Genomic DNA, 25,348 nt, shown 5'->3' on the forward strand with positions numbered 1-25,348 from the left:
AGCGCAGACCTGACAAAGAATGCGAGGGTTTGTCTACACGCTGAGACACCTGCTCGTAAGCAGGTGTCTTCTACTATTACTCCGCCACTTCAAGCTCTACTTCAATGTTCCCTCTTGTTGCTTTTGAATATGGACAGAATTCATGTGCAGCATGGACAAGCTCTTTCACTTTGTCATGATCATAACCTTTCGCAGACACAATCAGCTTTACGCCAAGCTTAAAGCCGCCGTCGCTTTCATCTTTTAAAAGACTGACATGTCCTTCTACTTCCGATTCAATTTCTATCCCTTGCTTCTTGGCTACCTGTTCAAGTGCTCCTCCGAAACAAGCTGCATAGCCTGCTGCAAATAATTGCTCTGGGTTTGTACCAGTCTCTCCATCTTTCTTTGCGTTAGGCATGACAATGTTATGATCGAGCACACCATCTTCTGAACGAACATGTCCAGCTCTTCCATGCTGCGCCTTTACTTTTGCTGTGAATAATGGTTTCATCTTCATCTCCTCCTTTATCTAATGATCCTTTTCACGTTCTAGTCATTTCTCAAACATTTATCGCACATTGAAGAATTTTTCATTTTTCGTCTGTATTTATTTTAAAAAGGAAGAAAATCTTATACAATGATAAGTATGACAAAAAATAGTTGGTGACTGACATGACAAATGAATTTGAACATATGAAGCTGGAAAATCAGCTTTGTTTCTTGTTATATGCAAGCTCACGAGAGATGACGAAGCAGTATAAACCGTTATTAGAAGAATTAAACATTACGTATCCGCAATATTTGGCACTGCTTTTATTGTGGGAGCATGGAACATTAAATGTGAAAACGATGGGAGAGCTTCTCTATTTAGACTCCGGTACACTCACACCCATGCTGAAACGAATGGAGCAAAACGGACTCATTATCCGAGAACGCTCGAAAGAGGATGAGCGGTCTGTGCAAATTCGTTTAACGGAATATGGAGAACAGCTAAAAGAAAAGGCCACTGCGATTCCGTTTCACATGCTGACTGGGACAGGCAGATCAGAAGAAGAGCTAAAAATACTGCGCGCCTCTTTACATGAGCTTTTGCAAAATTTAACACAACCAAAAGGCTGAGGGAACATTCCCTCAGCCTTTTATTGATGTCTAATTATTGTGCAACAGCTACAAGTTCTACTTCGATATTTCCTTGAGTTGCTTTTGAATATGGACATACACCGTGTGCTTTATGAACAAGTTCTTCTAATGCTGACTGCTCAATGCCAGTTCCCTTTACTTCTAATTGGACGCCTAGTTTGAAGCCGCCATCTGAACTGTCTTTTAATAAGCTGACATGTGCTGTTACTTCACTTTCAAAACGGATACGCTCTTGTCTTGCTACCATTTGAAGGGCTGAATCAAAACATGCAGAGTAGCCTGCTGCGAATAATTGCTCTGGATTTGTTGCTTTTTCAAGTTTTTTTGCTCTTGGTGTTCCAGGCATTGCTACATCATGCTCAAGTACACCATCTGTTGAAACAACCTTTCCTTCTCTTCCTCCGACAGCTGATACCGTTGCTGTAAATAAAACGTCTGACATGAATATAACCCTCTTTCTCTCCAATAATATTTTCTACAATTAAATTGTACACAATTTAAATTGCAGAGTCAATCAATAAATACTCTTTTTTAAGTTTTCCTCCCTGAACCCTTTTTATGAGCATGTCCCAAAATTTTTAGACATGAAAAAAAGCCCTTTAACAAGGGCTTTTAGATCGTGTCATGCTGCGGATTCGGTTGTTCTAGCGTATGGTTTCTGTTATCTGGATCGGCATTTGCTGCTGCCAGCCACAATGCCATGATGGTGATGCTTGTACAGACGACTGCCCATTTTTTAAAATTCATATAAACAATCCCCTCTCTGAATATAGATTCGAGCATGTTCCGCTTCCCCATAGAACATGGAAGATTTTTCATAATCCCCCATTTCATTATAATACTTTGCGGTATCTAATGCCAGCTCCTCTATATCAGGATATGCATAGGCAGACTCTAAAAAATGGAAAATTCGTTTAATATGCTCAGCATCTTGTCTTAAATACAATGCTTCTAGAAATATGGTTTTCTGAATATGAATGTCATCTTGAAGAGCTTCTGCTCGCTTCATACATTCTTCTCTGTAGTGTAATGCTTCTTCGTGTTTTCCTTGTTTGTATAATATCTGAGCGGCTGTATAAAGAGGGTCTATAGATCGACGAAGATGATCGGATTGATTTTGATCAAATAACGAGATGGATTCTTTCATTAATTCGAGTGCGCGGCCCAAGTCTCCCATTCGGTAATAACTGTTGCCCATATTAAATAAAGAGGAGGCAATAAAACGCACATTCTGAAACTCTCTTGATCTCGCAAGTGCTCTTTCGAGATGTGGTAATGCTTTTTCATGCCTTCTCATATCATCGTAGTTACCGGCCACAATAAATTGACACTGAATGGTACGAAGCGCATACAGTTCATGCTGAACATAAACATCCAGCGCTAGTTTAGCATGGTGCATCGAGATATGTGTTTGTTTCATGTGATAATATATTTCTGACATTTTAAAATGAAATTCTGCACGTTCAATATCATCTGATACAAAAGAAAGCTTATGCTCTGCCTTTTGATAAGACGATATGGCAGCAATATACTCCCTCCGTCCGAATTCATACATGCCTCTGAAAAAATGATAGTAGTATTCAAGCATGCCTGTGACATGCGTTTGATGCTCATCTATTTCTTTCGAAAGCTCGGAAAAGTTGGCGCGAAGCTTTCCTTCCTTTAATGGCTTTAAATAATCGAGCATGACCTCATGCCGAAATTCCATTAAAGAAAAATAGAGAAGCAAATTCTGATCTTCTTCCATTGAATCAAGAGAGGTGCGAATTTCCTGTTTTAACTGTTCTGCTTGTTCTGAATCAAATCTGCGGATTAATTCATACCACTTGTTGATTTTCACTCCAATATCCGAAGAGGGAATGATTTTCGCCATACGTTGCCTTCTCCAATCTTCTCAAAATATAAAACATTACCATATTTTATCATACTTGACCGGAGAAATACAAAAATGAAAGGAAAAAGAGAGCCTGTTGTCACAAGACTCTCTTTTGAATTCGTTATTCTCTTATTTGTCCTTGACCACGAATGACAAATTTTTCAGACGTTAAGGCTGGCAGACCCATTGGCCCTCTTGCATGAAGTTTTTGTGTACTAATACCTATTTCCGCTCCATAACCAAATTCAAAGCCATCTGTGAAACGAGTAGAAGCATTATGATAAACAGCGGCTGCATCGACAGCTGTTAAGAAAAGGGCTGCATGCTCATCATTTTCCGTAATGATCGCTTCAGAGTGCTTAGAGCTATATGTTTGAATATGCTGAATCGCTTCTTCTATGTTTTTTACGATTTTAATACTGACAATCGGTGCTAAAAACTCCGTTGCATAATCCTCCGTTGTCGCTAAGGCAGCACTAGGAGCAAGCGCGCAAACGGCTTCATCACCGCGTATTTCTACCCCATTTGATTGAAGGGCTTCAAATAACGAAGCACCGTATGTTTTTGCCCAAGTTTCATGAATGACAATGCTCTCAATCGCATTACAAACAGATGGTCTTTGGGTTTTGGCATTCAGCACAATCCGCTCAGCCATTTCGTTTTTCGCTGTTTCATCAATGTAGATATGACAATTTCCTGCACCTGTCTCAAGCACCGGCACAGTAGACTCTCTCACTACAAGATCAATTAAATTCTTCCCTCCGCGCGGAATGAGGACATCCAGGTATTCATTTAAGGTGAACAGCGTTTTCGCCGTTTCACGGCCAGTATCTTCAATCAATTGCACACTGTCTACTGGAATATCCGTCGTATGAAGCGCTTCATGAATCACCTTTACAATCGCTTTATTACTATGAATAGCAGATGAGCTTCCGCGCAGAATAACAGCATTCCCAGTTTTCAAGCAAAGGGTCGCAGCATCGACTGTCACATTTGGTCTTGCTTCATAAATCATACCAACCGTTCCAAGCGGTACACGGACCTTTTCGATGAATAGACCGTTTTCTTTTTGAATGGTTTCTAACGTTTCACCAATTGGGTCTTTTAGCTGAATGAGTTGAAGAGTCGCGTCTGCAATGGCTTCAATTCTCTCTTCCGTGAGTGTGATCCGGTCAATGACAGATGGCGTGAACTGCTTTTCCTCAGCCGCTTGAACATCCTTTTGGTTCTCCTCTATTAAATAAGCTGAAGATGCTTTTAGTGCACTCGCAATGGCGTGCAGGGCAGCATTTTTTTGTTCCGTCGTTTTTAGAAGCAACTGATCTTTAGCTACACTTGCTTTTTTTGCTTTTTCAAGAACTTCATTCATCATATTCCCTCCTCAGTTTTGTACATGCTGTACCCAGTGATCTCGGTGTATGACCTCTGGCTTCTCTTTTGAAAGCTCGTCACTTCGCATTCCTTTAATGCCAAGAAGCTCATCGGATGCGTACAAGGTTTGTCCCTTACCAACTAATCCATTTGGCCCGACGACTTCTACAACCTCTCCTTTAGAAAAGTCACCAGCGACATCAATGACTCCTGCCGGAAGAAGGCTTCTGCCATTATGCAAAATCGCCGCTTCCGCTCCTGCATCAATCATGATCTTTCCAGAGACCGGTGAGTGGAATTGAATCCATTGACGGCGGTTGTTCACGGCTGATAAATCCTGTTCACCGATATACGTTCCGTCACCTTGACCCGCAAGAATGCGAAGCAGCTTGTCTTCCCCAGTGCCTGTGCCAATGAATACTTTCACACCAAGTGAAAGTGCCGTTTGTGCAGCAGACAGCTTCGATTTCATTCCGCCTGTGCCAACCTTTGAACCAGTGCTCTTTGCATATGAAAACAATTCTTCTGAAATGTGAGTCAGGACATCAAACCGCTTCGCCTCAGGATGCTCATTTGGATTTGCATCATAAATGCCATTGATGTCTGTTAATATGATCAATTGGTCTGCATGGATTAATCCACTGACAAGAGCTGACAGCATGTCATTATCCCCAAAGGTAAGCTCCTCGATGGAAACTGAATCATTTTCGTTTATGATCGGCAAAATCTTTCTTTCCAGCAGCTCCATCATCGTTGCGTAAGCATTTCGATATCTCGTTCGATCTGAAAAGTCATTACGTGTTAAAAGCATTTGAGCAGGTGTCATGTGAAACTGTGAAAAAAGCTCTGTATATTTTTGCATTAACAAGCCCTGACCAACGGCAGCGGCTGCCTGTTTCCCCTTTAAGGTCACAGGTCTTGATGGATAGCCTAGGCTTCCAAATCCTGCCGCAACGGCTCCTGATGAAATTAAAATGATTTCATGCCCTGCTTCTTTGAGCTTTGCTATGGCTCTTACATGATCCTGCATCTTTTGTTCATCAATGGCTCCTTTTTGCTCTGTTAATGAACTGCTGCCAATTTTTATGACAATCCTTTGCTTTTTCATCCTTGATTCCCTCCGCTATACCTTTAGGCACAAAAAAATCCCTTTTTCTCCTTATGTAAAGGACGAAAAGGGATTTTCCGTGGTACCACCTTCATTGAATAAGCATGCGAAATGCTTATTCCACTCAACTCCTGTAACGCCAGGCACGCGCTTAGATTTTTCCTCTAAGGCTCAAAGGGCAGGTTCAGCAGCTGTCTGCGGCAAATGTTTCAGCATATCATTTGCTCTCTTTACGCATCAGTTCCTGCTTACTATTCCTTTTCAACGCTCGTTAATTTTTTTATATTATCACCAATTGCTAAAGAAAAGTCAAGCGGTCAATTAAAGACAATCGTTTTATTCTCATGAACAATAATTCGATCTTCCAAGTGCCATTTGACAGCACGTGCAAGCACACTGCGCTCAATTGTCCGGCCAATATTTTTTAGGGCTTCCGCATCATCCCGGTGATCTACACGCTCAATATCTTGTTCAATGATCGGTCCTTCGTCTAAATCATTGGTCACATAATGAGAAGTCGCACCAATTAATTTGACGCCTCGTTCATATGCCCGCTTGTATGGGTTTGCACCAATAAACGCTGGCAGGAAGGAATGATGAATATTAATGATTTTATTCGGATGCTCATCAATAAATTTAGGCGTTAAAATTTGCATGTATCGAGCAAGCACAACGGCATCAATGTCGTACTTTTCTAATAGAGCAAGTTGCTGTTTTTCTGCCTCTTGACGAATGTCTTTATTCGCCTTCACAAAATGGAATGGGATGCCGAGTGCTTCGACCGTATCCTTTGCCGTTTCATGATTGCTGATCACAACTGCGATTTCAGCCATTAAATTTCCGCTTTGCCATTCCCATAGAAGTTCATTTAAACAATGAAGCTCTTTCGATACAAAGATCGCCAGCTTTTTCAGATCACTTGCACGTGACATGCTCCATGTCATTTGAAATGATGCGGCAATTGGCTCAAAGCTATTTTTCAACTGATCTAAGTTGGCCGAAATGTCTTTCCAATCAAATTCAATTCTTAAAAAGAACCGGCCGCTTTCATGATCTGTTGTGTATTGGCTGGATTCAATGATGTTCGCTCCGTGCTCAAATAAAAAGGAAGAAACAGCTGATACAATACCAGGCTGATCCGGGCAACTGACAAGCAGTCTGCCTTTTTGCTCGTGCTTTTGTCTGTGTAATTCAAGTTTCTCTGTAATCAATGTTCTCATGTATCATGACCTCATTTACGTTTTCATTCTAATGAAATATTATACTGGACTGGAAAGAGAAAAAGCAATGAAGAGTCCATTTTTTATTGAATATTCATTCAATTCTGCACCTAGCGTGATATAATGTGAGTAGACCTTTTATCACAAAAGGAGTGATGGAGATGAAAAGCATGACTTTGTTTGGTAAAGTGAGCTTTTGGCTCGGCATCGTATGTCTGATCACAGGTATTTATCTATTTATGACCGGTGAGAGACTCATTCCTTTGCTCACATTTGGTGTCTGTTTTCTGCTTGTGAGTCAGCTTTACCGAAAAAATGAAAACGATTCCAATCATCATTCGATGTAATAAAAAAGGCTGGCAGACAGATGCCAGCCCTTTTCTTATGCAATAATCTTTAAACCGACCGCCGCAGATAAAATCAATGCGATAAAGAAAATACGTTTTGCGTCTTTCGACTCACCATAAAACAGCATGCCGACAATGGCTCCTCCAGCAGCTCCAATACCTGTCCAAATGGCGTACGCCGTTCCCATCGGAATTGTATTCATCGCAAGAGAGAGCATGAGAAAGGACAGCGAAAATCCAGCTGCAATAAATAAAATCCATTTGACATGCCGGTCTTTCTGGAATTGATTCATCATGGTGACACAAAGCATTTCTAAAATGCCTGCCCCAATGAGTAAAAGCCAGCTCATGATTCAGTCTCTCCTTTCTTTTCTCCTGTGGTCAGTTTGAGCCCTAATACACCGCTTAAAAGCACCATGATTAAAAGTAATTTCACTAGCTGTACCGGCTCCCCCATGACCATACCTACTATGACAGTACCTGCTGTCCCAAGTCCGGTAAAAACGGCATAAAGTGTGCCAACTGGCAGTACTGTCGTAGCTTTCAGGAGTAAATAAAAGCTGACGACAATACAAACGATGGTTGCGGCCCATTCCAATAAAGAGTCAGCATATTTCAATCCCATCACCCAGCCGACTTCAAAGATCGCCGCAATCAAGACATTTCCCCATTTCATTAGATCCCTTCCTTTCTGAACGATTCCAACCAACAAAAAAAAGCCTGGAAATCGATCGTTTGATCAAATCTCCCGGGCTTTTATCCCTCCGTGTCATACGGTCTATTGTCTAGACCCTATGTGTTTTCTCTCGGTCCAGACTGCGCCACCCGCACGGAACCCTAGAAAACCAATTCATGATAAGCAGATCTGACTTAGAGCAGATTCTGTGTCAAAATTGTATCACACCCCTAAATACTGGTCTATCACTTTGCTTTCCTCTGCCAAATATACTTGTTCATTTTTCGAAAGAATTTTTATGGGACCGCCGTATACTAAGTGTTAGAAACAGGTTAACTGATCAAGAAGATTTACGGGCTGTTTCGCGTGCTGCGGACTGAAGGGAAATGAGCATATATGACAATCCATTTATTTTTTATCACATTGACGATCAAGCGTAAATACAAGGACATGGAGACCGTACTTTACGAACAAGAAGTTGAAGCATTTTATGAAGAAATGAAACAGAAGCAGCTAAAGTATATGAACTAAAACAGGAGGAGATCGACATATTTATCATGCTTTCATACGAGAAAGAAGATTCATTCCGCCTTCTTTAAAGCGCGGGTACGGGTACGGCAACGATCATATCGCTGATATAATGAAATAAGATTGATGTGATGAACGTTCAACTTTAAAATACTGAAAAACATTTTATAGAAAATCAAGAGGTGGATTCATATGATGATGACCGATGAACAAAAACATGAATTTTATCAAGCACTTGTTGACAAGAATCCGCAATATGACGGCACATTCTTTGCCTGTATTAAGACAACCGGCATCTTCTGTCATGCCACATGTACGGCCAGAAAGCCCAAATATGAAAACTGTGAGTTTTTCTTTACAGCGGAGGAGGCACTGCTGGCAGGGTATCGCCCATGCAAACGCTGCACACCATTAACATACCCTAACAGTATTCCTGAAGAAGTCAAAACACTCGTTTCAGCAGTAGAAAAAAATCCTGAGAAACGCTGGAAGGAAGAGGACTTCCGTCAATTAGGGATTCACTCTGCCACAGCTCGAAGAAAGTTTAAAGACATTTACGGCATGACCTTTGTTCAATATGCAAGATCACGCCGAATGGGACTTGCCTTTAAAGAAATTTTGAACGGAAAAAAAGTAATCGATCAGCAGGTCACCTTCGGCTATGAATCTTCAAGCGCCTTCAATGATGCATTTACGAAAATCATGGGAAATCCCCCTAAAAAAGCGCAGATTCACATTCTCTATGCTAATTTTATTTCCACACCGATCGGGCGGATGATCAGCGTGACAGATGCCACACATGTGTATTTACTGGAGTTTATGGACAGGCGGGGACTCGAAAAAGAAATTGAAACATTAAGAAAGAAGCATCATGCCCGTATTTTAGTTGGAGAGACAAACGTCCATCAGCAATTAGCAAAGGAATTGGCCTTATATTTTGAGAAAAAGCTCACTCAGTTTACTGTACCACTTTCCTTACATGGCACCCCTTTTCAAATGAAGGTGTGGGAGCAGCTCTCACTCATTCCATCAGGCGAAACGAGATCCTATCGTGATCTAGCCACGAGACTTGGCGATCCGCATTTGGTTCGTGCCGTTGGTAATGCAAATGGTGCGAATCAATTGGCGATTATCATTCCTTGCCACCGCGTGATTCAAACAAATGGTGAACTTGGAGGCTACGGCGGGGGAATTGAACGAAAGAAATATTTGCTTCAGTTAGAACAACGTGCATAAAAGAAAAAACGGCTCTGCTTATTCAGTAAGCGAGCCATTTTCTCCGTCACGGGTGATGCTGTATACATCAATGATTTGGTCCCATTTTGAAATGGTTTTTTCTTTTTTCATGCCCATTTTTAAAGCAACCTTCACCGACGCTTCATTCTCAGGACGTATTAAGCTGATCATCCGTCTGACCTTCATTTCTTCAAATCCATAAGTAAGGCAGCCTTTGGCAGCCTCAGCAGCATAGCCATTCCCCCACGCCGCTTTCTTTAGCATATAGCCGATCTCAAGTTCGGTTTGCCCTTCAATGTTTTGCAGAACAATTCCGCTTTGTCCAAGTCGTTCATTTGTTTCTTTATCTTCAATGATCCATAGCGAGGTGTGGTACGTGCGGTCATTTTTTTGATTCCATGCAATCCACTCTTTTGTCTGCTGTTCATCCTTCAAAGAAGGATAATACTTCATCACTTCTTCGTCTTGAAACAGCTCGTCATATAAAAATGACGCATCATGTTCATTCATCGTTCTCAGTTTCAGGCGCTCTGTTTCTAGTACTGTTCTTGTTTGATATGACATTGATGATCCTCCCTTTTTTTACTTGCTAAAAATATCTCCGAACAACCCATTTGAATCTGGGGCAAAGTAATGGAAGCCCGCACCAGTTAAACTAGCAGCCAGCGCTGTCCACATCATTAAGCTGACGGTCATCCACACAGCGACTTGCTTTCTTTTCGTTCCAAAGCTCATGCACATCAGGGCCGCTAAATGACTGCCGATGATAAAAGGACCAATGAGCGCTAATCCAGGCAGACCGTATCGTTCCCAAATTTTTCTCGCCCGCAGCTGCTTTTTCTCTCCTTTTTCATCACCTTTCTCTTCCTTTCTCTTTAACCACCATGCTTTAAACCGGTCCACAAACACAATGAGAAACAAGACTGTGAGAAAGTTGCCGATGAATCCAATCACAGCTGTTGTCACAGGATGCAGTCCACTTAAGATTGCGAATGGAACGACACCAATCACTTCAAAAAAAGGCAAAGCAGCCAATACAAAAACGAGTACATACCCCCATACGATATCCAAAAACAGAACCCCTTTTCATTTTTGTCCTCTCCCCATTGTAATGAAAAACACAATTCCATTTCTACATTTTTTTAGAAAAAGAAAAGCACATCTGATCGGATGTGCTCAGTTTACATCGAGTGTTCATTTTTCTTGTTTGTTTTCCGTAAAAAAACAATCGTGAGCAAGACTAAAATGACAATGGATAGCAGACTTGTGAAGAGAAGCATCAGTGGCGATGTCCATCCAAGCAATTCGAATATGAGCTGTGGTCCGAAGAAGATCAGCGGAATGAGCGACACCATATTCGCCTTTAATATGGCATTCAATAAGACAATACACAGCAGCAAAAGAAGAATGACGCCCCATCTTTGGCTTGATGTCAGCACAAGTAAAGGTGTACCAAGTTTTTGGTCCAATAATTTCACTGTGATCAGGGCTGTCATCTGAAAAACACCTAATATCCAAAAGTAAAAGAATGCCCTCCTACTTGTTTGAAAGGCAGAAGCTCTAAACATCACAATGGTCATGATCACATTGGACACTATAATCAGCGGATAACCAATGAGTGCATACCAAGAATACGATAAACTTTGACTGATGGCATCTGCTAACATCATGTAAAAAAGTGACCCAATTAAAAAAGCACTGACAAACGGCACCCAGTCTTTATGATTTCCTGACAGCTCTTTTGAGAGTTCATCAGCATAGCTCCGCGGATCTCCGCCGAACACATCCTCTCCTGTTTTGCCGTCTTTTTCAGCCTCAACTGCATGTGTGGTCAATTCGTCCATCAGCTCATCAATCTCATCCTGATTTTTTCCCTTTGATATGAGATAAAGTTGCAGCTCTAGTAGAATGTGTCGTGTTTCTTTTGATACCATAATCTCACTTCCCTTTTAGTAATAAGCAGTTTACATTTTTCGAAAGCTCATTCCAGCGGGCAATAAACTGTGTGAGCGCTTGTTCCCCCGCTTGTGTGAGCGTATAGTATTTCCTTTTCGGCCCGCTTGCTGACGCTTTTGTGACAGTGGTCACCAGCTGTTCCTTTTGCATTCGTAGCAAAATTGGATAGATACTGCCTTCACTTATTTGATCAAACCCATAAAGCGCGAGCTTCTTCGTCATTTCATACCCATAAATTTCACCCTCAGAAATAATCGACAGCAGACAGCCTTCTAAAATCCCTTTTAGCATTTGTGTGGATGTTGTCATGATAGTTCCTCCGATTCCAGTACCTTGCATCACAAGATAGCTTCATCTTACCATACACTATCTTGCCATGCAAGATACCGTACTAGAAAAAAATCACCGCTTAAAGGGTGATTTTTACGCCCAAGGTTTATCTGTCCCAAGTGCGTCAGCAAGCGCCTTACTATGTTTTCGGCGGCTTTTTCTTTCCTCTGCCCGCTGCTTCGCTGTTTGATGAAGCATGATCTCTTCTTCTGTTTCCGGCATCACCTGCGGGACTCGTTTAGGCTTTCCGTTTTCATCTAATGAGACAAATGTCAGAAATGAAGTCGCTGCGAGCCTGCGTTCTCCAGACATCAAGTTTTCTTTAATGACTTTGACGAACACTTCCATAGAAGACGTGCCGACCCATGTGACATAGGATTCCAAGCATACGGACTCCTTTTGTCCAATCGGCTCTAAAAAGTCAACAGAATCCATTGAAGCTGTGACCGTTTCACTGCGGCTGTGTCTTGCTGCCGAGATAGAGGCAATGTCATCTATATAGCTCATTAATTTCCCGCCAAATAACGTTTGGTGGTTATTCGTATCGAGAGGGAATACCCTGCTGGTTTTAACAACTTTCGATTCCTTGCAGTATTTGAAATTCTCTTCACTCATCATCATAGCTCCTTCTTGCTGTTTTCGTAGATGCGGAACGACTTTTATTAAACACTATTCTTTTAGGTTTGTCTAAACTTTTTGCTTTAGTCTTATGTGAGAGATTTTCTTTCGGAAATGTTTCAACCATGACAAGAAGAAGGAATAATAGAACTATGAACGAACAAGGAGGCCATTTGATGGATTCGATGAGAGCAGAGCAATTATACAAAATGCCGCAATGCATGAGTGAATACGACGATTTAGAAGAAGTTCTTTTATGCAGTCCTATTTATATGGAAATCAAACAAATTATCAACGAAACACAGAAACATTTTGCGAAAGAAAATATTTCTCAAATGAAAGCAGTCGCTCAGCATAAGCAATTGATCCAAACACTTAAAGATCATCAAGTACGGCCCATCCTGCTCCCAGCGAATGACCGCTTCCCTGAGCAAGTCTTCACTCGGGATATTGGGTTTACGATTGGACATACACTGTTTGTTTCAAAGATGGCCGCTCCGGTTCGGCAAGGGGAAGAACAATGTCTAAAAGAGTGGGCACAGGCAAACGGGTTATCAGCTGTCACCTTGACAGACGGAACGATTGAAGGCGGCGATGTGCTTGTGGATCAGAACCGTGTGTTTGTTGGCACGAGCAAAAGAACTAGTCCAGCCGCTATCTACCAGCTCAAAAAGGAACTGCCGGATCACGACATCATTCCAATTCACCTTCCTCCTCACATTTTGCATCTCGATTGTGTGATGAATATTCTGTCTCATGACGAGATATTCATTTATCCTGAAGCGTTCAAGCAAAAGGATCTCCAGCTGCTCAAAACGTATTATCATTTTGTTGAAATCAGTGAACAAGAGCAATTCACACTTGGACCAAATGTTTTATCCATTGGGCAGAAAAAAGTGATCAGCTTGCCAAGCAACCAAGAAACAAATGCTGCATTAATCGCTCACGGGTACACCGTTATTGAAGTGGACTTTTCTGAAATTATTAAATCTGGCGGCTCGTTCAGATGCTGCACATTACCTATTCGGCGTTCATCTATTAAAAAAGCCAGCGTGTAGAACAGCTTGTCTACTTGCTGGCTTTTTATCTGGCTTGTCCTATTTTCTATTATATAAATGACAGGCGACTTCATGTCCTTCTTCCACTGCTTGTAATACTGGCTTTTTTTCAGCACACACATCCATCGCGGCAGGACATCTTGTTCGAAATACACAGCCGCTTGGCGGGTTCACTGGACTTGGAATTTCTCCTTTTAGAATAAACCTTTTGCGCTTGTCCTCTACGTCAGGATCTGGAATGGGGATGGCAGACAGTAAGGCTTGTGTATATGGGTGAAGCGGTGTTTGATATAATGCATCACTCGTCGTCAATTCAACGAGATGGCCTAAATACATGACACCGATTCGGTCGCTAATATATTTCACCATCGACAAGTCATGTGCGATAAAAAGAAAAGTTAATCCTTCGTCTTTTTGCAGTTTCTTCAGCAGATTCACGACCTGCGCTTGAACGGAGACGTCTAATGCAGAAATCGGCTCATCTGCCACAATAAACTTTGGCGCTAACGCAAGTGCTCTTGCAATGCCGATTCTCTGCCTCTGTCCTCCGCTAAATTCGTGCGGATAGCGGGTGGCAAAATCATAGCTTAACCCTACCGCTTCGAGCAGTTCTTTTACGCGGGCAATCCTTTTCTTTTGACTGCCATAAAGCTGATGAATCTCCATTGGCTCCAGCATAATATCTTTTACTGACAGCCTCGGATTTAAGGAGGAATACGGATCTTGAAAGACCATTTGCATTTGCCGGTTGAAATCAAATGATTCTTTTTTAGAAAGGTGGTGAAGACTTTTCCCTTCATATAAGGCTTCACCATCTGTTGGTTCATAAAGACGCATGAGCACTTTCCCAAGTGTGGATTTGCCGCAGCCAGATTCACCAACGAGACCAAAGGTTTCACCTTGTTTCAGCTGAAAAGAGACACCATCCAGCGCTTTTAACGTTCTCCCTTTTGATAGGTGAAAATGTTTTTTGAGGTTGTTTACTTGTAAAAGTGGTTCAACTGTCATGATCGCTCCTCCTCTAGCTTGGTAAATACCGCCTTGCACCTGCCCATTCCTTTTCATACGAAGTACCAAAAAGGGAAAGAAGCTCAATTTGTCTGCCCGTTTTAGGCGAATGAAGCATCTTCCCGTCCCCAGCGTATATCCCTACATGGCGGACCGCTCCCTTTCCGTTTTCATTTGCAAAAAACAGCAAGTCGCCTGGTTCTAAATGGCTTGATGTCACCGGAGTTCCCTGAACTGCTTGGTCACTTGCGTCTCTCGGTAAAAGATATCCACATGCTTTGTACATGCTGTAAGCAAACCCTGAACAATCATATCCAAAACTGCTCATGCCTCCCCATAAATACGAAAGACCAATAAATTGCTTTCCTGCGTCTACGACATCTTTGCCAGTTGCAGAGAAAGCTTGCGAAACCGGGCGCACATCCGCTTTGTTGATTTCTCTCATACCTACTGGGGTCACAACTTGAAATTGATCATCTGTTTCTTTGGCTGCTGCCAGCTCTGTTAAAAAACTAATCTCCATATCGGGTTCCCCGTTTTGATAGAGCGTGGCTTTTTTCTGACAAACGATCAGAGATGCTGCTGACTCACTTCCCTCTGTTACTTGGATTAATTGCTCAGCAGGTATATAGCCTGGATAGCCTTGCGGATGTTTCCGGCTGGCCTGCTGCGGTATGACAACTTTCATCCAGCCATCTATCTCTTCTAATCCAATCACTCGCCCGCCGAGCAGTACTTGAGATTGAATCAAATTTTCTTCACATAAAGCCAACTTTTCTTCATATGTTTGCTGGTCAATCCACTCTTTGATATTGATGGAGTCCTGAAGTACCTTTTGATCGATTTCTCTCGGAGACTGCGGCGCTGTCCATACGTTAGCGACTGGAACCTTCGATTCATATATCATCACGAGACTCCTTTCACCCCTTGAATGCCTAACCCATGATCGATCGGTAAAAATATGTCTTTTCCTTTGTACACGATTCCTCCGTCTATCATGTCTTCTTTCAGCATAAGCGGCGCATCAAAATCGCAGCGGGTGATATTCGGCTGACTTGCGGCGAAATGTGCCGCTGCTGTAATGCCAAGCTTTGACTCAATCATACTGCCAACCATGCACTGAACACCGTATGCTTCAGCGAGTGCATTGATTTTTAGTGCTTCTTTTATGCCGCCGGATTTCATTAGTTTTAAGTTGATGAGATCACAGCTTCTCGTTTCAAGCACCTTGATTGCATCATGAAAACTAAAAATGCTTTCGTCCGCCATAATCAATGTATCAGTTGCTTCTGTCACACGGCGCAGACCTTCGATATCTTCTTTCGGTACTGGCTGTTCTACTAATTCAATATTCAGTGCTTCCATTTTTCGAATGGCTGTGATCGCTTCCTTCCACGTCCATCCTTGGTTTGCGTCGAGCCTGATCTGAATGTCCGGTCCGACTTTTTCTCGAATCCGCTTGATCCGCTGAATATCCGTGTGTATGTCATCTTTCCCCACTTTCACCTTTAACGTCTGAAAGCCTTCGGCTGCGTATTGTTTCGCATCTTCTGCCATCTCGAGCGGACGGTTTACACTGACCGTATAGTCGGTTTCGAGCTGATGACGATATCCGCCAAGGTATTGATAAAGCGGAAGTCCTGCCTGCTTTGCTAACCCATCATAAATGGCCATATCGATTGCTGCCTTTGCGCTTGTGTTGCTTGCGAGCACACGGTTCATAGCAGAAAAGATTTGTTCATACTCTGCCAAGGAAGCCCCGAGCAAAATGGGTCTGATCACTTCACAAATGGCATAGTCGATGCTTTCCAGCGTTTCTCCTGTAATCACTGACGTGGGAACTGCCTCTCCGTAGCTGACGTCACCTTGATCATATGTGATGATGACGATCAGAGATGCTGCGTCATACACCGTTCTTAAAGCGGTTTTGAAAGGCTTTTTTAGCGGTACACTCGTTCTGCATGTACGAACATCGACGATTTTCATTTGATCGCCTCTTTCGCTGCGACGCCTGGAGAAATGTGCAGTTTTTTCCCCGCCGCATCTAGTGCAGCCTGCACGCCCATTGGAATGGCAAAGTTCGGTGATGAATGACCGATCCGAAAGCCGCCGAGTGCAGGTTTCTTTTGCGACACAATATAGGTTTCCCACAGCTGTTCCAAGGTTAAGGATTGGTCTTTCTTTTTTGGTTCACATTGATGAAAATCTCCAATGATAAATCCAGCCGCATCATCCAATTTTCCAGCAGAGGTGAGGTGCTGCATCATGCGATCGATTTTATACGGCTCTTCGTCAATATCTTCAATGAACAACAGCTTTCCCTTCGTATCAATTTCAAAAGGTGTACCAAGTGTTGTCACGATGAGGGCAAGATTCCCTCCTATGATGTCACCAGAAGCAGTGCCGGGATAGAAGGTATGAAGAGGTGACAAGTGATGCGTATACGTAAAGGCCTTCGGCGTGAACAGCTGCAAAAAGGTATCCTTCGTATACGGATGAACCTCTTCAAGTCCCACATCAGAGGAAAGCATTGGACCATGAAAGGTCACAAGGCCGGTCTGCTGCTGGATGGCCGTATGTAAAAACGTAATGTCACTATAACCCCAAAAGATTTTCGGATTCCGGCGAATGAGATCATAGTCAATGGCTTCCGCAAGTCTTCCAGTTCCGTACCCTCCGCAAGCACAAATAACTGCTTTGACTTCTGGATCTTGAAACATGCCATGAAGATCTTCCACTCTTTCATGATCACGCCCCGCTAAATACCCGTACCGAGAATCGAGATACTTCCCTTTTTTCACCTTCAGCCCGAGGCTTTCTAAAAAGGCAATTCCTTTTGCTAATTTCAATTCATCAGGCGGGCTTGCTGGTGCAATAATCCCCACTGTATCCCCTGTTTGAAGCGCTGCTGGCAGCTGGTTCAAGCCAATCCCCTCTTTCTCTTTGTTTCTTTCAATCTATGGGCATCTTCCCCATAACATGAACGAATAAAGGAACAGACGCTTTTTTCCAAAGCGTCCGTGTTTCTCATTTACTACTCTCCATCTACTTGTGCCCATTTCAAATCGATATACCCAACAGGATGGCGGACAATCCCCTTCACGCCCTCTTTTTGTAAATGGACTTGGTTATAAAAATGAATTGGAATGATCGGTGCTTCTTCCATGAGAAGTGCCTCTGCCTCATGAAGGATGCTGTTTCTCTTTTGTTCATCTGCTTCCTGGCTCGCCTTTTTAATCAGCTGATCATAGGTGTCGTTTGACCATCCCGTCCGGTTCATCGCATTCCCTGTTTGGAAGCTCTCTAGGAAATTGATCGGATCTGCATAGTCTGCTAAAAATGAACTTTGCGAGAATTGGAATTTCAGCGCCTTTTGATCTTCTGCAAATACATTGGCTTCCATGTTTGCAAGCTTCACATCTACACCCAGCGCTTCTTTTAATTGCTGCTGGATGGCTTCAGCTTTTTTCTTGTTCTCAGGCTTTGTGCTATATGTTAATGTGACGGGCGGCAGCTTCGAATAGTTCTCTTCTTTCAGCCCTTTTTCTAATAGCTTCGCAGCTTCACTCGTATCTTGTTTGACAAGATCGCCGCCAGCTTCTCTGAAATCTTCACCCTTTGAATCTAGAATTCCCGGTGAAACGAAGGCGCGGGCAGGCTTCTCTTTATTCTTTGTTACATAATCCACGATATCTTGCGGATTGATCGCCATTTGAAAGGCTTTGCGAATGTTCTTATTTTGAAAAGGTTCCATGTTCACATTCAGACGATAAAAGAACAGTCCTGCCTGATCTTCAATGTGCACATCTTTATTTTTCAGCAAATTTTCACTTTGTTCTGCTGGGACGAAGGCAGTATCTAAATCTCCCGATTGATACATTTGATAATCAGTGTTGCGATCACTGATCATCAGCCACTTTACCTGATCCAGCTTAACTGATTTTTTGTCCCAATATGTCTCACTTTTTTCCATAGTGAAGCTCTCATCATGCTTCCATTCTGTCAGTTGAAACGGTCCATTCCCAACAAAGGTTTTGGCATCCTTTGCCCAATTTGGGTCCTTCTCAGCTACCTTCTCATTAACAGGGAAAAAGGCAGGGTTTGCGGTCATATTTAAGAATGACTTCTGCGGGTATGCCAATGTGACTTTTAGCGTTTTGTCATTTTCAGCACTGACTTTTACGTCCTCTTTCTTTCCCTTTCCACTGTTAAATGCCTCTCCACCTTCAATCATGTAAGCTAAGAACGATGCAGAGGAGCCTGTTTTCGGATCGAGCAGACGCTTCCACGCATATTCAAAATCACTCGCTTTCACTGGATCACCATTCGACCACTTGATACCATCTCTTAAATGAAACGTGTACGTTTTTCCATCCTCTGAAATCTCCCATTTTTCAGCCATTGCAGGAGATGGTTCGTGCTTTTCATTCAGTCTCGTTAATCCTTCCATTACGTTATTCAGCCCTTGCCACGATACATTATTAAAACCAATCGGTGGGTCAAATGACGTCGGTTCGTTTTCGTTATTTAAGGTTAATATTTTCTTTTCACCCTTGTTACTTGATGATCCTTTACCTGCTTGCTCATTCGCTGTACATCCTGCGAGCAGCATGATGATGAACAAACAAACACTGATGATCCACCCTTTTTTTCTCATCAAAAACTCCCCCTTTGTGTTGAAGATAAAATCGCTTGGTTCGCTCGCTCATCCTGGAGCCAGCAATGCACTGTATGAGTAGGTGACCGCTGCGTTTCATGCGGCATGATATGATCACACACTTTCATGGCCACCGGGCAGCGATCCGTATACGGACAGCCCTTTGGCGGAGCAAATAAATCAGGCGGGCTTCCCTCAATCGGAATCAGTTCATCTTTCATATCAAGTCTTGGAACGGATTGCAGGAGCCCTTTAGTATAAGGATGCTGCGGACTGTAAAAAATATCTCGCCTTGTTCCGACTTCAACCATTTTCCCTCCGTACATGACCGCTACCCGGTCAGCAACTTGGGCTACGACCCCTAAGTCGTGTGTGATTAAAATAATGGTGACACCTGTTTTCCTCTGAATCTCTTTAAACAGTTCTAAAATTTGTGCCTGTATGGTCACATCCAGCGCGGTCGTCGGTTCATCTGCGATCAGCACCTTTGGCTCACAAATCAGTGCCATTGCAATCATAAGCCGCTGCCTCATTCCCCCGCTGAATTGGTGCGGGTATTGCTTTAATCTCTCCTTCGGCTGCGGAATACCAACCAAATCAAGCATCTGTACGGCGGCTTCTTTCACTTCTTTTTTCGTCAGCTTTTGATGTTCCTTCGCTGCTTCCATCAGCTGATCTCCTATTGTCAAGGTTGGGTTGAGTGCCGTCATCGGATCTTGGAAGATCATCGAGATATCGACACCTCTTATGGCGCGCATTTCTTTTTCAGATAATGACAGCAAGTTGCGGTCATGAAACCAGATTTCTCCCTGATCAACATGCGCGCTGTATGCAGGCAGAAGCCTCATAATACTTTGTGATGTCACACTTTTTCCGCAGCCTGATTCTCCTACAATGGCTAAGGTTTCTTTTTCATAAACATCGACATTCACTCCGCGTACTGCTTGAACTGAACCGCCGTATGTCCGAAAGCTGACGTGCAGATTGATAATTTGCAGAACTTTTTTCACAGCACCATCACCTCTTCATCTTTGGATCAAGCGCATCTTGCAGGCCATCACCTAAATTGTTAAAGCAAAACATCGTGAGTGAAATAAAAAATGCCGGGAAAAATAAACGCCACCAATGTCCATTGTCTGACAGCACAGTCGGCAAAGCATCATTAGCCATCACGCCCCAGCTTGCAAACGGCGCTTGAATACCTAAACCGAGAAAGCTTAGGAACGCTTCAGCAAATATCGCGGTCGGCACAGTCAGGGTCATCTGGACGATAATCGGCCCCATCGTATTCGGCAGAAGGTTGCGGCGAATGATCCGCAGGCTTTTGGCACCAAAGGTTTTTGAGGCAAGGACATATTCCTGGCCTTTCAGCTGAAGAACCTGACCTCTCACAATTCTTGCCATTCCAATCCATCCGGTGACAGTGAGCGCTACAATAATGGTGACAAGCCCTGGTCCCATGAGCACCATCAATAAAATGACGACAAGTAAATAAGGAAGTCCATAGAGCACCTCGACAATCCGCATCATGATATGGTCATAGCGTCCGCCTTTATAGCCGGCTATGCCCCCATAAATCACACCGATGGCAAAATCAATCAGGGCTGCCATGACACCCACAAATAACGAAATGCGTGCTCCGTACCAAGTACGTGTGAACACATCTCGCCCAAGCTCATCTGTTCCGAACCAGTGAGTAGCAGAGGGCGGCAGATTTTGCATCGAAAGACGCTGCTCTGTCACACTATTTGGCGCAAGCAATGGGCCTAAGATTGCCATGACAAAAAGAAAAATCAGGACTGATAGACTAAACATCGCAAGCTTATTTTGCTTCAGCCGCCTCCATGTATCAGCCCAATAGGAAAGAGAGGGTCTTTTAATGGCATGGGCTTCCGTTTTCTTTTGCTCTCGAGGAGAAAACCATTCGTCCGGGACTTCAGGATGCCTGTTCGGTGGATCATGCTGAAGGTGTATACTCATGCCTTTCCTCCTTTCTGATGCAGCTGAATCCTCGGATCAAGGAGACGATACGCCACATCAACAATGAAGAGAAGTGTGATTAAAATAATGCTGTAAAAAACAGTGGTTCCCATGATGACAGGATAATCACGGTTGTTAATGCTCTCGACAAAGTATTTTCCCATTCCAGGAATGGCAAATATTTTTTCAATGACAAAACTTCCTGTTAAAATACTTGCGACAAGTGTTCCAAGAATGGTCACAACGGGTAAAAGTGCATTCCGAAGCGCATGCTTAAATACAATTTTTAAGGGAGAAAGTCCTTTTGCTTTGGCGGTACGGATATAGTCTTGCGACAGCACTTCAATCATGCTCGATCTCGTTAATCTGGCGATAATGGCCATTGGCCCGACAGCAAGGGCAATTGTAGGCAGCACCATATGCATTGGACTTGTCCACATCGCTGTAGGAAAGAGCTTCAAATTGACAGCAAGCTGCTGAATTAATAAGGTAGCAAAGATAAAGTTTGGAATGGATATACCGAAAACAGCAATGGTCATAGCGATGTAATCAATCAAACCATTATGCCGGAGGGCAGCCATGACCCCTAGCAGAATGCCAGAGATGACAGCAATCAATATTGAGATAAGACCAAGTTCTAATGAGACTGGGAAGCCTCTCGCCAATAGATCATTGACACTTTCAGAAGGCTTTTTAATGGAAGGACCAAAATCAAAGGTAACAATGGATTTTAAATAGATGACATATTGAACATAGAGTGGTTCGTCTAAGTGATAGTAGCTTTCGAGGTTTCGCTGGACGGTTTCGTTTGTATTTCGTTCTTCATTGAAAGGCGATCCTGGGATGACCTTCATTAAAATAAACGTTAAAGTCGTAATCGTTAAGATCGTGGCAATCATCGCAATAAAACGCTTGAGCAAAAAGCTGGCCATCTACTGTCTCCCCCTCGCTTAACAAAATGTTGTACGTGCGGCAAGCTCTGTCATGACAAGCATCGCTTGATAGGCTTCTAATATATTCTCTGCTTGGTACGTTACCATTGTTGTTCCTTCTATAATGGCAGTACCCGGCATTAAATTCGCCCATTCAGCTTGTCCATAGTTGGCAAACTCAATCTTAAGCAGCGGCTGATCAGGAGGCGTCAGCGGCTTCATTTGATCAATCTGTTTCATCGCGGCTTCCACTTGCTGCGAGATTTGTTTATTGACTTTGGCAGGAGGTAAGCATTTCACAGCAGATCTTGAGATGGTCTCTTTCACCGCTACTGTTTTCACACCAGGCATCAGCTTTTCTGCCTCTAGTGCTGCTTGATCATCCCCGCAAACAAGAATCACTGGAACACCATAGTAGCCTGCAACATACGCATTAAAGCCCATTTCACCAATTGGATGATCATTTATGTAAAAATGTCTGACCCCAAAAATCATACTGTGCGACATCACACCTTTCATTGATGCTCTTGCATGATAGCCTAAAAAAACAGCTGCATCATAGGTTTGATCCAACCCTTGCACCATTGAATAAGGCTTTACATCACCTGATATGAGAACTGCCTCTTCATGCAGTTCTTCGATCAAAAGATTATTCATTTTAGAATGACTGTCATTCACCAAAATGTCGGTGGCACCATGCTGAATAAGCGCCTCTACACAGGCGTTCACTTCACCTGTCATAATGCGTCTGCCCCGCTCATAGTTATGCTGGCGTGAATCAACAAATGTATGATCAGCTAGACCAGTAATTCCCTCCATATCGACAGATAGATAGAGCTTCATTCCCATCCCCCTTTAATTAAACATAAAATTTGTGTATATTTTTCTAAATTTTCTAAAAAATTATATGAGAACTTGATTGATTTTTCAATACAATGTCTGAAAATAAGGAATTTAGACTCAGATAATACAGGTCAAAAGGCTATTTCAGAAAGGATTTTTTTAACAAATAAAACACCACTAACTATGTCTTTAGTGGTGTTTATCCGCTTCATTAATCTGCGATTTCAGCTGTTCATATTTCTTCATGGTTTGTATAAATAAATCATCAAACATCTGAGGTGCCTGCTGTTGAATGACCTCAGCACCTTCTCCTGTAATTCCCCCTTTTGTCGCCACTCTATCGACAGTTTCAGCAAAGGTGAGACCTCGTTCTACAAGGATCTGGCCTGTCCCTAAAAGGGCATACGTTAAAAATTCATTCGCTTCCTCTAAGGAAAGATCACTATTTCTCACAGCGGCTTTCGCCATTTCTTCAAACAGAGCAGCGATAAAACCAGGAGATGAGCTTGTCAAATTGCTTGCCGCATCAAACCGGTCTTCCTCTACCTCCCTGACGATGCTAAAAGCTGAAAGCAGACGGTGTAAACGTTCTTTGTTCTCACGCCCTGCGGCTGCACCATGTGCAACAAGGGATACGCCTGTCCCAACAGCTGACGTAAGTGTTGGGATGTATCTAGACACTGGCTGTGTTGTATGCGCTTGTAACTTTTCTAATGTCACAGCTGCTGCTACTGACACAATATGTACCGCTTTCGCTTTAGATGGCAGCTGATCTAGAACATCTAGTACAGCAAGCGGCGGCACGCAGACAAACAATGTATCACATGACGCAGAAAGTTCGTCTAATGAACAAATGTTGATTTCTTGGTGCTTTTCTTTAAGCTGATGCAGGCGTTCCGTTTCACTTCTTGTATGGATCATGATTTGATGAGCATCAAGTATCCCATTTTCAAGCCACTTTTGCACCATCATATCAGCCATACTTCCATATCCAATAATTCCGATTGTCTCCACAGTTTAAACTCCTCTATTTGCTAAGATTCACTACTTATTTTAACAATTTCCCACAATGTTTTCATTTTTATCCCACACTTTTTTCTTACGATAAAATCAGTCACCACCACATACGGTAAAACACCTTGAACACATACATGAAAAAATCAATGAAAGAGAGTGATTCGGATGACTCACAAAGATGACAAACAAACTATTGAACAACCTCAAAAACAGAAGAAGCCAAATGGCTGGTTTAAACCATTCGTCAGCGGTGTTGTGGGCGGTATATTAGCGTTAGGTGTCTACGTTCTTACGCCGTATGCTCAGCATTCATCAGACAGCACTGCAAATGATTCGGCAGCGAAAACAGAAGCAGTATCGACAAATCACACGAATTCGTCAAAAACAACAGCCGTCCAAACATCAAATTCATCAAGCAGCATCTCCAGCATGGTCGAAAATGTATCACCAGCTATCGTCGGCATTACAAACTACCAAATGCAAACACAAACAGACACGAGCTTTGGCGATTTCAATACGCCTTTCGATGAATCACAGCAAAACAAAAGCAGTCAAGAGGAAGAAACCGGTACAGGCTCAGGAGTGATTTTCAAAAAATCAGGCAATAAAGCCTATGTCTTAACAAACAACCACGTCATTGAAGGGGCAAATAAACTAACTGTATCCTTACATGATGGCAAAACCATTGAAGGAAAACTGGTCGGAGCTGATCCGCTCACTGACTTAGCCGTTGTGGAAATTAGCAGCAGTCATGTGTCAAAGGTTGCGGCATTAGGCAATTCCTCCTCACTGCGTGCTGGGGAAACCGTCATTGCGATCGGAAACCCGCTTGGTGAAGATCTTTCAAGAACGGTGACACAAGGAATTGTCAGCGGTGTCGACCGAACAGTCTCTATGAACACATCAGCAGGCGAAAGCAGCATTAATGTCATTCAAACAGATGCAGCCATTAACCCAGGTAACAGCGGCGGCCCGCTTCTGACGACAGACGGAAAGGTTGTGGGGATCACGAGTATGAAAATCTCTGAAACAGGTGTTGAAGGCATTGGGTTCGCGCTGCCAATCAATGATGTCAAACCAATCGCTGATCAGCTTCTCGCAAAAGGAAAAATTGAACGTCCTTATATCGGTATCAGCATGCTGGATCTCGAACAAGTTCCAGATGTGTATCAAAAAGAAACACTCGGACTTAAAAGCAGTCAGCTCGATCAAGGCGTGTATGTCAAAGAAATCGCCGCTGGCTCACCTGCCGCCAAAGCAGGCTTAAAGTCAGAGGATGTCATTACCGCCATCAATGGAAAACAAATCAAAACTGGCAGCGAATTACGTCACGAGCTATACACGAATACAAAAGTAGGAGACACTGTAAGCATCACCCTCATTCGAAACGGAAAACAAGAAACGAAACAGGTCACATTAACACAATCTGAATCTAAGCAGGTCAGTTCCTAATGAAAAAACAGCT

Annotated in this window: 30 protein-coding genes, 1 riboswitch and 1 other annotated feature; of the genes, 6 read left to right on the forward strand and 24 right to left on the reverse strand. The window is 42.9% G+C overall.

All coding sequences use genetic code 11. From position 1 onward, the window contains the following. Positions 1–76: 76 nt before the first annotated feature. Positions 77–493 (reverse strand): organic hydroperoxide resistance protein OhrB, encoded by a 417-nt coding sequence (ohrB, locus tag QSJ46_RS12170; RefSeq protein ID WP_107163553.1) that lies wholly within the window; start codon positions 491–493, stop codon positions 77–79. A gap of 161 nt (positions 494–654) precedes the next feature. On the opposite strand from ohrB, the gene QSJ46_RS12175 reads away from it, so the two are divergent. Beyond that, complete coding sequence (locus tag QSJ46_RS12175; protein ID WP_047203023.1) at positions 655–1,101, forward strand: MarR family winged helix-turn-helix transcriptional regulator; 447 nt, start codon at positions 655–657, stop codon at positions 1,099–1,101. 34 nt (positions 1,102–1,135) lie between these two features. On the opposite strand, the gene QSJ46_RS12180 is transcribed toward QSJ46_RS12175, so the two are convergent. The 6 genes from QSJ46_RS12180 to purU form a co-directional block, all read right to left on the reverse strand. Beyond that, positions 1,136–1,564, reverse strand: coding sequence for an organic hydroperoxide resistance protein (locus QSJ46_RS12180; protein WP_024424643.1), 429 nt, complete (start codon positions 1,562–1,564; stop codon positions 1,136–1,138). 170 nt (positions 1,565–1,734) lie between these two features. Continuing rightward, entirely contained in the window at positions 1,735–1,869 is a 135-nt protein-coding gene (locus tag QSJ46_RS12185; RefSeq protein ID WP_024424642.1) for a hypothetical protein, read from the reverse strand. Continuing rightward, complete coding sequence (locus QSJ46_RS12190; protein WP_107163551.1) at positions 1,859–2,995, reverse strand: Rap family tetratricopeptide repeat protein; 1,137 nt, start codon at positions 2,993–2,995, stop codon at positions 1,859–1,861. Before QSJ46_RS12190 ends, QSJ46_RS12185 begins: the two co-directional genes overlap by 11 nt. Before the next feature lie 124 nt (positions 2,996–3,119). After that, on the reverse strand, positions 3,120–4,367 hold the full coding sequence (locus tag QSJ46_RS12195; protein WP_058838956.1) for a glutamate-5-semialdehyde dehydrogenase: 1,248 nt from the start codon (positions 4,365–4,367) through the stop codon (positions 3,120–3,122). A gap of 12 nt (positions 4,368–4,379) precedes the next feature. Beyond that, entirely contained in the window at positions 4,380–5,477 is a 1,098-nt protein-coding gene (proB, locus tag QSJ46_RS12200; RefSeq protein ID WP_041085058.1) for a glutamate 5-kinase, read from the reverse strand. Positions 5,478–5,532: 55 nt separating this feature from the next. Further along, positions 5,533–5,751: a binding site (T-box leader), on the reverse strand. Positions 5,752–5,794: 43 nt separating this feature from the next. Next, a complete protein-coding gene (gene purU / locus QSJ46_RS12205) occupies positions 5,795–6,697 on the reverse strand; it encodes a formyltetrahydrofolate deformylase (protein ID WP_285604761.1) in 903 nt (300 codons plus the stop codon). 161 nt (positions 6,698–6,858) lie between these two features. Here purU and QSJ46_RS12210 point away from each other — a divergent pair, with 161 nt between their 5' ends. After that, a complete protein-coding gene (locus QSJ46_RS12210; RefSeq protein ID WP_024719622.1) occupies positions 6,859–7,044 on the forward strand; it encodes a hypothetical protein in 186 nt (61 codons plus the stop codon). Between the two features lie 35 nt (positions 7,045–7,079). Here QSJ46_RS12210 and QSJ46_RS12215 read toward each other — a convergent pair whose 3' ends face one another. Both QSJ46_RS12215 and QSJ46_RS12220 read right to left on the reverse strand, forming a co-directional pair. Then, a complete protein-coding gene (locus tag QSJ46_RS12215; protein ID WP_285604762.1) occupies positions 7,080–7,394 on the reverse strand; it encodes a DMT family transporter in 315 nt (104 codons plus the stop codon). Continuing rightward, on the reverse strand, positions 7,391–7,720 hold the full coding sequence (locus QSJ46_RS12220) for a DMT family transporter (RefSeq protein WP_047203028.1): 330 nt from the start codon (positions 7,718–7,720) through the stop codon (positions 7,391–7,393). Before QSJ46_RS12220 ends, QSJ46_RS12215 begins: the two co-directional genes overlap by 4 nt. A gap of 67 nt (positions 7,721–7,787) precedes the next feature. After that, positions 7,788–7,896, reverse strand: a riboswitch (guanidine-I (ykkC/yxkD leader). Between the two features lie 220 nt (positions 7,897–8,116). Here QSJ46_RS12220 and QSJ46_RS12225 point away from each other — a divergent pair. Further along, complete coding sequence (locus QSJ46_RS12225) at positions 8,117–8,251, forward strand: YrzI family small protein (protein WP_080652936.1); 135 nt, start codon at positions 8,117–8,119, stop codon at positions 8,249–8,251. A gap of 189 nt (positions 8,252–8,440) precedes the next feature. Next, a complete protein-coding gene (locus tag QSJ46_RS12230; protein ID WP_212040386.1) occupies positions 8,441–9,484 on the forward strand; it encodes a bifunctional transcriptional activator/DNA repair enzyme AdaA in 1,044 nt (347 codons plus the stop codon). Positions 9,485–9,502: 18 nt separating this feature from the next. Here the strand turns inward: QSJ46_RS12230 and QSJ46_RS12235 are convergent, their stop codons facing one another. The 5 genes from QSJ46_RS12235 to QSJ46_RS12255 all read right to left on the reverse strand — a co-directional run bounded on the left by QSJ46_RS12235 (position 9,503) and on the right by QSJ46_RS12255 (position 12,385). Continuing rightward, complete coding sequence (locus tag QSJ46_RS12235) at positions 9,503–10,048, reverse strand: GNAT family N-acetyltransferase (RefSeq protein ID WP_107163546.1); 546 nt, start codon at positions 10,046–10,048, stop codon at positions 9,503–9,505. Positions 10,049–10,066: 18 nt separating this feature from the next. Beyond that, positions 10,067–10,555, reverse strand: coding sequence for a small multi-drug export protein (locus QSJ46_RS12240; RefSeq protein WP_039177994.1), 489 nt, complete (start codon positions 10,553–10,555; stop codon positions 10,067–10,069). A gap of 110 nt (positions 10,556–10,665) precedes the next feature. Further along, positions 10,666–11,418, reverse strand: a complete 753-nt coding sequence (locus QSJ46_RS12245) for an HAAS domain-containing protein (RefSeq protein WP_144491153.1) — start codon at positions 11,416–11,418, stop codon at positions 10,666–10,668. Between the two features lie 4 nt (positions 11,419–11,422). Beyond that, complete coding sequence (locus tag QSJ46_RS12250; protein WP_285604763.1) at positions 11,423–11,749, reverse strand: PadR family transcriptional regulator; 327 nt, start codon at positions 11,747–11,749, stop codon at positions 11,423–11,425. Positions 11,750–11,863: 114 nt separating this feature from the next. Next, entirely contained in the window at positions 11,864–12,385 is a 522-nt protein-coding gene (locus tag QSJ46_RS12255; RefSeq protein WP_008346212.1) for an acyl-CoA thioesterase, read from the reverse strand. Between the two features lie 179 nt (positions 12,386–12,564). Here QSJ46_RS12255 and QSJ46_RS12260 point away from each other — a divergent pair, with 179 nt between their 5' ends. Next, the gene (locus QSJ46_RS12260) at positions 12,565–13,446 is read left to right on the forward strand and encodes a dimethylarginine dimethylaminohydrolase family protein (protein ID WP_107163544.1); all 882 of its coding nucleotides are present in this window, start codon (positions 12,565–12,567) and stop codon (positions 13,444–13,446) included. Positions 13,447–13,485: 39 nt separating this feature from the next. Here the strand turns inward: QSJ46_RS12260 and QSJ46_RS12265 are convergent, their stop codons facing one another. The 10 genes from QSJ46_RS12265 to proG form a co-directional block, all read right to left on the reverse strand. Beyond that, on the reverse strand, positions 13,486–14,454 hold the full coding sequence (locus QSJ46_RS12265; protein ID WP_039177986.1) for an ABC transporter ATP-binding protein: 969 nt from the start codon (positions 14,452–14,454) through the stop codon (positions 13,486–13,488). A gap of 13 nt (positions 14,455–14,467) precedes the next feature. Beyond that, positions 14,468–15,361 carry a C40 family peptidase gene (locus QSJ46_RS12270; RefSeq protein WP_285604764.1) on the reverse strand — a complete coding sequence of 298 codons (894 nt, stop codon included), beginning with the start codon at positions 15,359–15,361 and terminating at the stop codon, positions 14,468–14,470. Next, positions 15,361–16,440, reverse strand: coding sequence for a mandelate racemase/muconate lactonizing enzyme family protein (locus QSJ46_RS12275; protein WP_047203037.1), 1,080 nt, complete (start codon positions 16,438–16,440; stop codon positions 15,361–15,363). Before QSJ46_RS12275 ends, QSJ46_RS12270 begins: the two co-directional genes overlap by 1 nt. After that, a complete protein-coding gene (locus QSJ46_RS12280; protein WP_047203038.1) occupies positions 16,437–17,378 on the reverse strand; it encodes a S66 peptidase family protein in 942 nt (313 codons plus the stop codon). The genes QSJ46_RS12275 and QSJ46_RS12280 overlap by 4 nt, the downstream gene beginning before the upstream one ends. A 110-nt stretch (positions 17,379–17,488) precedes the next feature. Beyond that, positions 17,489–19,111: a peptide ABC transporter substrate-binding protein gene (locus tag QSJ46_RS12285; RefSeq protein WP_285604765.1), complete on the reverse strand. Its 1,623-nt coding sequence runs from the start codon at positions 19,109–19,111 to the stop codon at positions 17,489–17,491. Next, entirely contained in the window at positions 19,111–20,121 is a 1,011-nt protein-coding gene (locus QSJ46_RS12290; protein ID WP_285604766.1) for an ABC transporter ATP-binding protein, read from the reverse strand. The genes QSJ46_RS12285 and QSJ46_RS12290 overlap by 1 nt, the downstream gene beginning before the upstream one ends. Before the next feature lie 7 nt (positions 20,122–20,128). Beyond that, positions 20,129–21,091, reverse strand: a complete 963-nt coding sequence (locus QSJ46_RS12295; RefSeq protein ID WP_285604767.1) for an ABC transporter permease — start codon at positions 21,089–21,091, stop codon at positions 20,129–20,131. Continuing rightward, positions 21,088–22,023 (reverse strand): ABC transporter permease, encoded by a 936-nt coding sequence (locus QSJ46_RS12300; RefSeq protein WP_039177974.1) that lies wholly within the window; start codon positions 22,021–22,023, stop codon positions 21,088–21,090. The genes QSJ46_RS12295 and QSJ46_RS12300 overlap by 4 nt, the downstream gene beginning before the upstream one ends. 18 nt (positions 22,024–22,041) lie before the next feature. Next, entirely contained in the window at positions 22,042–22,866 is an 825-nt protein-coding gene (locus QSJ46_RS12305) for a M55 family metallopeptidase (RefSeq protein WP_047203042.1), read from the reverse strand. A 189-nt stretch (positions 22,867–23,055) separates the two neighbouring features. Continuing rightward, positions 23,056–23,880: a pyrroline-5-carboxylate reductase ProG gene (proG, locus tag QSJ46_RS12310; protein WP_285604768.1), complete on the reverse strand. Its 825-nt coding sequence runs from the start codon at positions 23,878–23,880 to the stop codon at positions 23,056–23,058. Positions 23,881–24,048: 168 nt separating this feature from the next. Between proG and QSJ46_RS12315 the strand changes: the two genes are divergently transcribed. Continuing rightward, complete coding sequence (locus QSJ46_RS12315) at positions 24,049–25,335, forward strand: S1C family serine protease (RefSeq protein ID WP_285604769.1); 1,287 nt, start codon at positions 24,049–24,051, stop codon at positions 25,333–25,335. Positions 25,336–25,348 lie beyond the last annotated feature (13 nt).

Source organism: Bacillus sp. YKCMOAS1 (genome assembly GCF_030268125.1).
GTDB classification, from domain to species: Bacteria; Bacillota; Bacilli; order Bacillales; family Bacillaceae; genus Bacillus; species Bacillus safensis.